General features: G+C 75.3%; 12 protein-coding genes. 9 read left to right on the top strand and 3 right to left on the bottom strand.

The features are described from left to right. Positions 1-213 precede the first annotated feature (213 nt). The 4 genes from alr to AE652_RS26755 all read left to right on the top strand — a co-directional run bounded on the left by alr (position 214) and on the right by AE652_RS26755 (position 3,617). Positions 214-1,413, top strand: coding sequence for an alanine racemase (gene alr / locus AE652_RS26770; RefSeq protein ID WP_049655958.1), 1,200 nt, complete (start codon positions 214-216; stop codon positions 1,411-1,413). Continuing rightward, positions 1,410-2,642, top strand: a complete 1,233-nt coding sequence (locus tag AE652_RS26765) for an alpha/beta fold hydrolase (RefSeq protein WP_049655957.1) — start codon at positions 1,410-1,412, stop codon at positions 2,640-2,642. The genes alr and AE652_RS26765 overlap by 4 nt, the downstream gene beginning before the upstream one ends. Before the next feature lie 116 nt (positions 2,643-2,758). Continuing rightward, the gene (gene tsaE, locus AE652_RS26760) at positions 2,759-3,256 is read left to right on the top strand and encodes a tRNA (adenosine(37)-N6)-threonylcarbamoyltransferase complex ATPase subunit type 1 TsaE (RefSeq protein ID WP_049655956.1); all 498 of its coding nucleotides are present in this window, start codon (positions 2,759-2,761) and stop codon (positions 3,254-3,256) included. Between the two features lie 145 nt (positions 3,257-3,401). Beyond that, the gene (locus AE652_RS26755) at positions 3,402-3,617 is read left to right on the top strand and encodes a hypothetical protein (RefSeq protein ID WP_049655953.1); all 216 of its coding nucleotides are present in this window, start codon (positions 3,402-3,404) and stop codon (positions 3,615-3,617) included. A 66-nt stretch (positions 3,618-3,683) separates the two neighbouring features. On the opposite strand, the gene AE652_RS26750 is transcribed toward AE652_RS26755, so the two are convergent. Then, on the bottom strand, positions 3,684-4,250 hold the full coding sequence (locus AE652_RS26750) for a hypothetical protein (RefSeq protein ID WP_049655963.1): 567 nt from the start codon (positions 4,248-4,250) through the stop codon (positions 3,684-3,686). Positions 4,251-4,404: 154 nt separating this feature from the next. On the opposite strand from AE652_RS26750, the gene tsaB reads away from it, so the two are divergent. The 5 genes from tsaB (at position 4,405) to AE652_RS26725 (ending at position 7,903) form a co-directional block, all read left to right on the top strand. Beyond that, positions 4,405-5,079, top strand: coding sequence for a tRNA (adenosine(37)-N6)-threonylcarbamoyltransferase complex dimerization subunit type 1 TsaB (gene tsaB / locus AE652_RS26745; protein ID WP_049655952.1), 675 nt, complete (start codon positions 4,405-4,407; stop codon positions 5,077-5,079). A 23-nt stretch (positions 5,080-5,102) separates the two neighbouring features. Beyond that, positions 5,103-5,591, top strand: coding sequence for a ribosomal protein S18-alanine N-acetyltransferase (gene rimI, locus AE652_RS26740; protein WP_049655961.1), 489 nt, complete (start codon positions 5,103-5,105; stop codon positions 5,589-5,591). After that, positions 5,584-6,675 carry a tRNA (adenosine(37)-N6)-threonylcarbamoyltransferase complex transferase subunit TsaD gene (gene tsaD, locus AE652_RS26735; protein WP_049655951.1) on the top strand — a complete coding sequence of 364 codons (1,092 nt, stop codon included), beginning with the start codon at positions 5,584-5,586 and terminating at the stop codon, positions 6,673-6,675. The genes rimI and tsaD overlap by 8 nt, the downstream gene beginning before the upstream one ends. After that, positions 6,672-6,932: a hypothetical protein gene (locus tag AE652_RS26730; RefSeq protein ID WP_049655949.1), complete on the top strand. Its 261-nt coding sequence runs from the start codon at positions 6,672-6,674 to the stop codon at positions 6,930-6,932. Before tsaD ends, AE652_RS26730 begins: the two co-directional genes overlap by 4 nt. A gap of 80 nt (positions 6,933-7,012) precedes the next feature. Continuing rightward, positions 7,013-7,903, top strand: coding sequence for a polysaccharide deacetylase family protein (locus tag AE652_RS26725; protein ID WP_107086546.1), 891 nt, complete (start codon positions 7,013-7,015; stop codon positions 7,901-7,903). Between the two features lie 54 nt (positions 7,904-7,957). On the opposite strand, the gene AE652_RS26720 is transcribed toward AE652_RS26725, so the two are convergent. Then, positions 7,958-9,124 (bottom strand): class I SAM-dependent methyltransferase, encoded by a 1,167-nt coding sequence (locus tag AE652_RS26720; RefSeq protein ID WP_049655947.1) that lies wholly within the window; start codon positions 9,122-9,124, stop codon positions 7,958-7,960. 57 nt (positions 9,125-9,181) lie between these two features. Then, positions 9,182-9,536, bottom strand: a 355-nt coding sequence (locus tag AE652_RS26715) for a hypothetical protein (RefSeq protein WP_234348550.1), incomplete at its 5' end; no start/stop codon positions are given.

The raw sequence follows: 9,536 nt of genomic DNA, 5'->3' as shown, positions 1-9,536 counted from the left end.
GTGTGGCGGGCGGTCCGGACGCCCTGACCGGGAAGGCCGGGAAGGCCTCCGGAGGGCCGGGAACCGGAACCGGACGGTCCGTCGAACGCGTCCGTGCAAGGGACGGACGAGCGGTTCGCCGCAGGTCGGCGCGGTGCGCGCGGCCCGGTCGTCGGCCGCCGCGCCGACGGGCCGTTCGGCGAGGACTCCGGGACGTCTGGGAGACTGACCCTGATGACAACTGCGAACACGATCGGCACAGCCACCCTCACCGACGGCGTACGGGCCGAGGCGACCATCGATCTCGCCGCCCTGCGCGGCAACCTCGCCGCGTTGCGCGAGCGCGTCGGCAGCACGGCGGTGATGCTCGCGGTCAAGGCGAACGCCTACGGCCACGGCGCGGTCGAGTGCGCCCGGGAGGCGGTCGCGAACGGGGTCGGCTGGCTCGGCTGCGCGACGCCGGACGAGGCGCTGGCCCTGCGGGCCGCGGGCATCCGCCCCGAGCAGGCCCGCATCCTGTGCTGGCTGTGGACGCCGGGCGGGCCGTGGCGCGAGGCGCTGCGCGCGGGCCTGGACATCTCGGTCAGCGGCCAGTGGGCGCTGGACGAGCTGCTGCCCGCCGTGCGCGAGACCGGCATCCCGGCCCGGGTGCACCTGAAGGCCGACACCGGCCTCGGCCGCAACGGCTGCCAGCCGCACGACTGGCCGCGGCTGGTGGCGGCCGCCCGCCGGGCCGAGGCGGAGGGGCTGCTGACGGTCGTCGGCGTCTGGTCGCACTTCGCCGCGGCGGACGAGCCCGGCCACCCGTCGATCCAGGCCCAGCTGGACTCCTACCGCGTCGCGCTGGCCACGGCCGAGGCCGCCGGGCTGCGCCCCGAGGTCCGGCACCTGGCGAACTCCCCGGCCACCCTGCTGCTGCCGGAGTCGCACTTCGACCTGGTCCGCACCGGCCTGGCCGCGTACGGGCTGTCGCCGGTGCCCGAGGTGGGCTCGCCGGCGGACTTCGGGCTGCGCCCGGTGATGGCGCTGACCGCGCGGCTGGCGCTGGTCAAGCACGTCCCCGGCGGGCACGGGGTCAGCTACGGCCACCACTACACGACGCCGGGCGAGACGACGCTGGGCCTGGTCCCGGTCGGCTACGGCGACGGCATCCCCCGGCACGCCAGCGGCACCGGCCCGGTGCAGATCGACGGCAAGTGGCGCACGGTGGCCGGCCGGGTCGCGATGGACCAGTTCGTGGTGGACCTCGGCGGCGACGCCCCGGCGATCGGCGACGAGGTGCTGCTGTTCGGCAACGGCGAGCGCGGCGAGCCCACCGCCGAGGACTGGGCCCGCGCCTGCGGCACCGTCTCGTACGAGATCATCACCCGGATCGGTGCCCGGGTGCCCCGCCGCTACCTGGGCGGCAGCCACGCCGAGGTCCGGTCGGCATGACCGGGGGGCCGGCCGAGGGCAGTCCGGTCGCGGCGGTCGCCAGGGCGGCCGGTGCCGCCTCCGGGGTGAGCCGGGCGGGTGTGATCGGGATCTCGGTCGGCGTGCTGGCGGCCGGGGCGGCCGCGGGCGTCGCGATCGAGCGGCTGACCGTCGGCCGGGCGATGCGCCGCCGGGCCCGGGCCGAGTTGGACGCGAACGCCCCGTACGGCTCGCTGCGCGGGCGCCCGAGGACGGTGGCCGCGCCGGACGGCACCGAGCTGTACGTCGAGCTGGACGGCACCGGCTGGAGCGGGCCGGACGGCGGGACCGGTGCCGAGCCGCTGACCGTGGTGTTCTGCCACGGCTACTGCCTCAACCAGGACAGCTGGCACTTCCAGCGGGCCGCGCTGCGCGAGGGCCTGCGGCTGGTCTTCTGGGACCAGCGCAGCCACGGCCGCTCCGAGCGCTCCCGCTCGTACCTCGCGGGCGAGCCGGCCGGCATCGACCAGCTGGGCGGCGACCTCAAGGCGGTGATCGACGCCGTCGCGCCGACCGGGCCGCTGGTGCTGGTGGGCCACTCGATGGGCGGCATGACGGTGATGGCGCTGGCCGACCAGCACCCGGAGCTGTTCCGCGAGCGCGTCGCCGGGGTGGCGCTGATCGGCACCCTCGCCGGGGACTGGAACGAGGTCAGCCTCGGCCTGCCGAAGGCCGGCGCGAAGCTGTTCAAGAAGGTCGCGCCCGGGGTGGTGAAGCTGCTGGGCCGCCAGGTCGACCTGGTCGAGGCGACCAGGCGGCTGGGCTCGGACGTGGCCGCCGTGTTCTACCGGAGGTTCTCCTTCGGCGGCCGGGACGTCGACCCCGGTGTGGTGCGCTTCGCCGAGCAGCTGCTGGACGCCACCCCGATCGACGTGGTTGCCGAGTTCTACCCGGTGTTCGGCGCGCACGAGAAGTACGGGGCGCTGGACGCCCTGCGCGGCCTGCCCGCACTGGTGCTGGCCGGGACGAAGGACCTGCTGACGCCCTCGACGCACAGCGAGGCGATGGCCGAGCGGCTGCCCGGCGCGGAGCTGGTGCTGGCCGAGGGCGCCGGGCACCTGGTGATGCTGGAGTGCCCGGAGCTGGTCGACCACGAGCTGGCCCGGCTGCTGCGCCGGGCCGCCGGCTTCGCCGGGGCCGCGCCGCTGCCCGCGGCCGTCCTCGACCTGGCCGGGGAGCGGACCGCGGAGACCGTCGTCGACCCCGCCTGAGGCCCGGGTGCCCGCCCGAAGGGCCCACCCGCCGCGCGGGTGCCCGCCGATGTGGCACGGTAGCGGTGGCGGCCGGTGGTCGGCGCGCCGTACGGACCGAAGGGCAAGACACGCGCATGGGCTCGCACGCCACTCTCACCGTCCCCACCCCGGAGCGGATGGGCCGGCTCGGCCGGGAGCTGGCCGCGCTGCTGCGGCCGGGTGACCTCGTGCTGCTCTCCGGCGAGCTGGGGGCGGGGAAGACCACGCTGACCCGGGGCCTGGGGGAGGGGCTGCAGGTCCGCGGGGCGGTGACCTCGCCGACCTTCGTGATCGCCCGGGTGCACCCCTCGCTGGTCGGCGGCCCGGCGCTGGTGCACGTGGACGCGTACCGGCTGGGCGGGGACCTGGACGAGATGGAGGACCTCGACCTGGACGTCTCGCTGCCCGAGTCGGTGGTCGTGGTCGAGTGGGGCGAGGGCAAGGTCGAGCGGCTGTCCGAGGACCGGCTGGAGGTCCGGATCGAGCGCGCCATCGGCGGCACCGAGGGCGGGGACGACCAGGACCCGCGCCGGGTGGTGCTGACCGGCATCGGCCCGCGTTGGGCGGACGCGGCGCTGGCGGAGCTCGGATAGCCGGGAGGGCGGCGACGACCTGCCGACGGGGCTCCGAGGACTCGCCGACATCTTGCCGACAGACTGTCGGCAAGATGTTGCGGCCGGGGTGCCGGGCGTGGTGGGATGGGTGCTGCGGTTAGGTCTGCCTAACTAGGGAGGCGCCATGTCGAGCACCACCCCCGCCCCGCAGCGCGCGGTCACCGCCGCCGGGGCCGGAGAGTCCGCCCGTCGCGTTCCGGGAGAGCCGATGCGGGCGCTGCTGGCCGCCTGCGCGGCCGCCGAGGCGGTGTCCACACCGCCCGGACCGCGCCCCCGGCAGGACGGACCGCGGCCCGGACACGACGAACGGCCCGAGGCGCGGACGCCCCGGGCCGCCTGAGGCCGCTCCTCCCGAACCCGAACCCGAATTCGAACCCGAATCCGGGCCGCCCGGTCCCGTCCGGGCTCAGGCGATCACGACCACCTTGGTGTCCTTCGGCGCGAAGTCCCAGAGCAGCTGCCCCTCGGCGCGGCCGCTGCGGATGCCGCCGGTCTTGGCGCTCGGGTCGGTGGTCGGCGTCGCGCCGTCCACCGCCGCGCTGAAGCCGAACACCACGCCGTTCTGCTGCGCGAAGCGCACCACGTGCTCGATCTGCTTGCCGTCCGTCCCGGTGGTGGTCGGGGTGCGGCTGTACACCGCGTAGCTGCCCGGGGCCGGCTCGACCGAGCCCGGGGTGACCGGGAAGGCGGCCGCGACCTGCGGGCTCTTCTTCGGGTCGACCAGCCAGACGTAGTGGCTGCCGACCGAGTACACCACCCGGGTGCCGGTGCCCGAGGTGGCCGGCAGCGGGGGGACGGTCGGGGTGGCCGCGGCGGTGGGCGCCGCGGCGGTGGCCGTGCCGGTCGCCGTGGTGGTGGCGGTGGGCTTGGGGCCGCCGGCCCGGTCCTGGGCGCCGTTGGCCTGGAAGGCCAGCAGGCTCACCACCGCCAGGGCCCCCAGGGTCAACCCCGTGACCACCACTCCAGGACCCATCTTCGCCACGTTGCCGCTCCCGCCGCCGTCCCTTTACGTACGGCCCCATCGTGCCAGGTTCATCCGCGCGGGTCGCAGTGCCTCGGATCTGTGTTCCCGCCTGGTACACCCTGCCGATCGGCCGGTCGGCCCAACGTCGGTCTAACCTTGACCCGTGCTGCTGCTCGCGTTCGACACCGCTACCCCCGCCGTCACCGCCGCCGTCCACGACGGCACGGCCGTCCTCGCCGAGACCCACCAGGTCGACGCCAGGCGCCACGGTGAACTGCTGCTGCCCGCGATCGACCAGGTGCTGCGGGCCGCCGGGGTGGACAAGCACCGGCTGACCGGCATCGCGGTCGGCGTCGGCCCCGGCCCGTACACCGGCCTGCGGGTCGGCCTGGTGACCGCCGCCGCGCTCGGCCACGCGCTCGGGCTGCCGGTGCACGGCGTCTGCACGCTGGACGCGATCGCCTTCCAGGCCCGCGCCGAGGGCCTGGCCGGGCAGCCGTTCACGGCCGCCACCGACGCGCGCCGCAAGGAGGTCTACTGGGCCTCGTACGACGCCGAGGGCCGCCGCACCGAGGGCCCCGCCGTGGACCGCCCGGCCGAGCTGACCCCGCAGCCGCGCTCCGTCGGCGCCGGCGCGCTGCTCTACCCCGACGCCTTCCCGGGCGCGCACGGCCCCGAGCACGTCTCGGCCGGCGCCCTGGCCGGCTTCGCCGCCGCCGAGCTGGCCGCCGGGCGCGAGCTGCTGCCCAACCACCCGCTGTACCTGCGCCGCCCGGACGCCCAGGTCCCCGCGGCCTACAAGAACGTTCTGGGAGGCAAGGCGGTGCTCCCGGCGTGAACCACGGCACCACCCTGCGCCCGATGCGCTGGTGGGACATCGCGCCGGTGCTGGAGCTGGAGCTGCGGCTCTTCCCCGAGGACGCCTGGTCCGCCGGGATGTTCTGGTCCGAACTGGCCGAGTCCCACCCCGGCGGCACCCGCCACTACACCGTCGCGGCCGCCCCGGACGGCAGGATCGTCGGCTACGCCGGACTGATGGCGATCGCCGGCGAGGGCGACGTCCAGACCATCGCCGTCGACGAGCGCCACCAGGGCGCCGGCCTCGGCACGGCGCTGCTCACCGACCTGATCCGGGAGGCCGCCCGGCGCGAGTGCGCCGAGCTGCTGCTGGAGGTGCGGGTGGACAACCCGCGCGCCCAGCGGCTGTACGAGCGCCACGGCTTCGAACCGGTGGGCATCCGGCGCGGCTACTACCAGCCCGCCAACGTCGACGCGCTGGTGATGCGCCTCGACCACCCGAGCACTGACAGCACTGACCCGAAGGACATTGAGGACACCCGCCATGGCTGACGAACCGCTCGTCCTCGGTATCGAGACCTCCTGCGACGAGACCGGCGTCGGCATCGTGCGCGGCACCACGCTGCTGGCCGACGCGGTCGCCTCCAGCGTCAACGACCACGCCCGCTTCGGCGGCGTCGTCCCGGAGATCGCCAGCCGCGCGCACCTGGAGGCGATGGTCCCGACCATCCAGCGCGCCCTGGACACCGCCGGGATCAAGGCGAGCGACCTGGACGGCATCGCCGTCACCGCCGGCCCCGGCCTGGCCGGCGCGCTGCTGGTCGGCGTCAGCGCCGCGAAGGCGTACGCCTGGGCGCTGGACAAGCCGCTGTACGGGGTCAACCACCTCGCCTCGCACATCTGCGTCGACCAGCTGGAGCACGGCCGGCTGCCCTCGCCGACGATGGCCCTGCTGGTCTCCGGCGGGCACTCCTCGCTGCTGCTCAGCGAGGACATCACCAGCGACGTCCGCCCGCTCGGCGCGACCATCGACGACGCGGCCGGCGAGGCCTTCGACAAGGTCGCCCGGGTGCTCGGCCTCGGCTTCCCCGGCGGCCCGATCGTCGACCGCACGGCCCGCGAGGGCGACCCGAAGGCGATCGCCTTCCCGCGCGGGCTGAGCGGCCGCAACGACCCGGCGTACGACTTCTCCTTCTCCGGCCTGAAGACCGCCGTCGCCCGCTGGGTGGAGGCCAAGCGCCGGGCCGGCGAGGAGGTGCCGGTCGCCGACGTGGCGGCGTCCTTCCAGGAGGCGGTCACCGACGTGCTCACCCGCAAGGCCGTCAAGGCGTGCAAGGACAACGGCGTCGACCACCTGATGATCGGCGGCGGCGTGGCGGCCAACTCGCGGCTGCGCGAGATGGCCCAGCAGCGCTGCGACCGGGCCGGCATCCGGCTGCGGGTGCCCCGGCCGGGCCTGTGCACCGACAACGGCGCGATGGTCGCGGCACTGGGCGCCGAGATGGTGTGGCGCGACCGCACGCCGTCCGCCCTCGACCTGTCGGCGGACTCCTCGCTGCCGGTGACCGAGACCCACGTGCCCCACACGGACTTCCACGGCCAGGCCTACGACGCCCTCGGCGGCGGCGCGGCATGACCGTCGCCGCGATGTGGGAGGCCCGGGCGGCGACCGGCCGGGGCGACGAACTCGCCGCCTGGGTACGGGAGTCGGTGCTGCCCGCGGTCCGCGGCGCGGCCGGGCTGGAGCGCCTCGAACTGCTCTCCGCCCCGGGTGAGCGGGTGCTGCTGATCACCTGGTGGAACGGCGAGCCGGTGCCCGTCGCCGACCCGCCGGCCGGGCTGCTCGGCCGTCCGGTGCACCGTTGGTCCTTCACCAGCGAGCACGTCGAGTAGCCCCTGGCCGGGAACCGCCGCGGCGGTCGGTACCGTGCATAGCTGAGAGAAGGCTGGACGGGAACCGGGAGCGCGCAGCGGTGATCAGGCGGAGCAGGACCAGGACGTACGGGGTGGGGGCGCTGGCCCTGCTGGCCTTCGCCACCGCGTGCGGGGACAACGGGGGCGGTGGCGGTGCCGCCCCCGCCGCCACGACGGCGGCGGCCACGCCCCGGCCCACCGGCGCCGCGCCGACCAGCGCGTCGGCGCCCCCTTCGGCGGGCGCGGACGCGGCGGCCTGGGCCAAGTGGAACCTCACCCCGCTCGCCCCCGCCCCGACGCCGCCCGCCGACAAGCCGATCAAGCTCGAACGGACCGGCCCCGTACCGGTGTTCAGCGATGTGAAGACCAGCGACAAGGTCGTCTTCATCACCATCGACGACGGCGCCGAGAAGGACCCGAAGTTCGTCGAGATGCTCACCGACCTCAAGGTGCCGATCTCGATGTTCCTGACGAAGGACATCGTCAAGAACGACTACGGCTACTTCAAGCCGCTCCAGGCGCTGGGCAACCACATCCAGAACCACACCGTGGACCACCCGGTGATGAGCAAGCTGTCGGCCGACAAGCAGAAGGCCGAGATCTGCGACGACCAGGCCGCGCTCACCCAGCAGTACGGCACCGCCCCGCTGCTGTTCCGCCCGCCGTTCGGCGACGGCGCCAACACCCCGATGCTCAACACCTCGGTGCAGCAGTGCGGCCCGCGCGCGATCGTGCTCTGGCGCGAGTCGATGCAGATCCACGACATGCAGTACCAGGCCGCGGACAAGAAGCTGAAGCCCGGCGACATCGTCCTGGCGCACTTCCGCGGCCCCAAGGAGCTCAAGGGCGCCACGATGACCCAGATGTTCGGCGACCTGCTGGCCCGGATCCAGGAGCAGGGCTTCTCGGTGGCCCGGCTGGAGGACTACATCCAGGCGCCCGCCTCGTAGCCCGGTCCCGGTCCCGGTCCCGGCGCCGTGGGCCGGGCCGGGCCGCCCAGGGGGTCAGACCGGCTGCCCCAGCATCATCAGCGGCCCGTTGTCGGTGCGGCTGAGGATCACCGTGACGGTGTTCGGCCCGGAGGGCTTGAGCTGGCGGCGCAGCTCCTCCGGGGTGATCGCCATCCCGCGCTTCTTGATCACCACCGTGCCGACCGCCCGCTCGCGCAGCAGTGCCTTCAGCTTCTTGATGTTGAACGGCAGCACGTCGGTGAGCTCGAAGGCGTGCGCGTACGGCGTCGCGACCAGCTCGTCCGAGGTCAGGTAGGCGATCTTCGGGTCGATCAGCCGGCCGCCCACCTGCCCGGCCACCTCGGCCACCAGGTGGGCCCGGATCACCGCGCCGTCCGGCTCGTACAGGTAGCGCCCGACCGGGCCGGCCGGCGGGTCGGGCAGGTCGCCGCCGGTCAGGCTGGCGCCGTGCGGCAGCAGGGTGGCGCGGTGCGGGCTGGTGGCCCTGGTGCCGAACCAGAGCACCGCCTCCTTGACGTCGCCGTGGTCCGAGACCCACTCGGCCTCGGCGTCCTCCGGCACGGCCTCGTGCGGGATGCCCGGCGCGACCTTCAGCGCGCCGATCGGGGTCCGCCGGCCGGCCTCGATCGCCCAGGAGAGCGGCGGGGCGTACGCCTCCGGGTCGAACACCCGGCCGCGCGCGGTGCGCCGGGCCGGGTCGGTGAACACCGCGTCGTAGCCGGTGACGTCCACCTCGGCGACGTCCGCGCAGCGCACCTCGACCAGGTCGGCCAGGCCCAGCGCGGCCGCGTTGGCCGCGGTGGCGGCGCAGGCCGCCGGGTCCTTGTCGACGGCCAGCACCTCGATGCCGGCCCGGGCCAGCGCCAGCACGTCCCCGCCGATGCCGCAGCACAGGTCCGCCAGCCGCCGTACGCCCAGGTCGGCGAACCGCCGGGCCCGCCACTCGGCCACGCTGCGCCGGGTGGACTGCTCGACCCCGTTGGGCGTGAAGTACATCAGGTCGGCGTCCGCCCCGAACTTCGCCCGCGCCCGCTGCCGCAGCCGCGCCTGCCCGAACGCGGCCGACACCAGCTCCGCCGGGTGCTCCCGCCGCAGGCGGGTCGCCAGCGCGAGCTCCTCCTCGGGGGTGAACTCGCGCAGCTCGGCGAGCAGGGCCTGGCCCTCGGGGGTCAGCAGCGGCTGGAGGTTCTCGGTGTCCACGGGGCCATTCTCGCGGGTCGGCCGGGTGGCCGGTCGGCCGGAGCGGCCGCGCGGCGTTCACCGGCCGATGACGGGGACGTCGGAGGTCAGCCAGAACACCAGCGGCATCAGCGGCGCGGCCGCCAGCGCGGCGTACGGCGTGATCCGGTACCCGAGCCGCCGGGTGCCGAGGCCGGTCAGTGCCAGCAGGACGAGCATCACCACGACGCCGAAGACGTCCAGGGCCTCCACCCCGGGGCCGTACAGGGCGAGCAGCTTCAGCCAGTTGAGCACGAACGACCCGACGGACGCCGCCGCGACGGCCCCGGCGACCACCACCGCGGCGAGCACCAGGTCCGGCGCCCAGTGGACCGGCGGCCGCCCGGGCGCGCCGTGGGGCCGGCTCACCGGAGCCACCCCGCGCCGGCGAGGG

This window comes from Kitasatospora sp. MY 5-36, from assembly GCF_001182915.1.
Classification (GTDB): Bacteria; Actinomycetota; Actinomycetes; order Streptomycetales; family Streptomycetaceae; genus Kitasatospora.
Note: the sequence above shows the minus strand (reverse complement) of the source record. Positions and strands in the feature narration are given on the sequence as shown.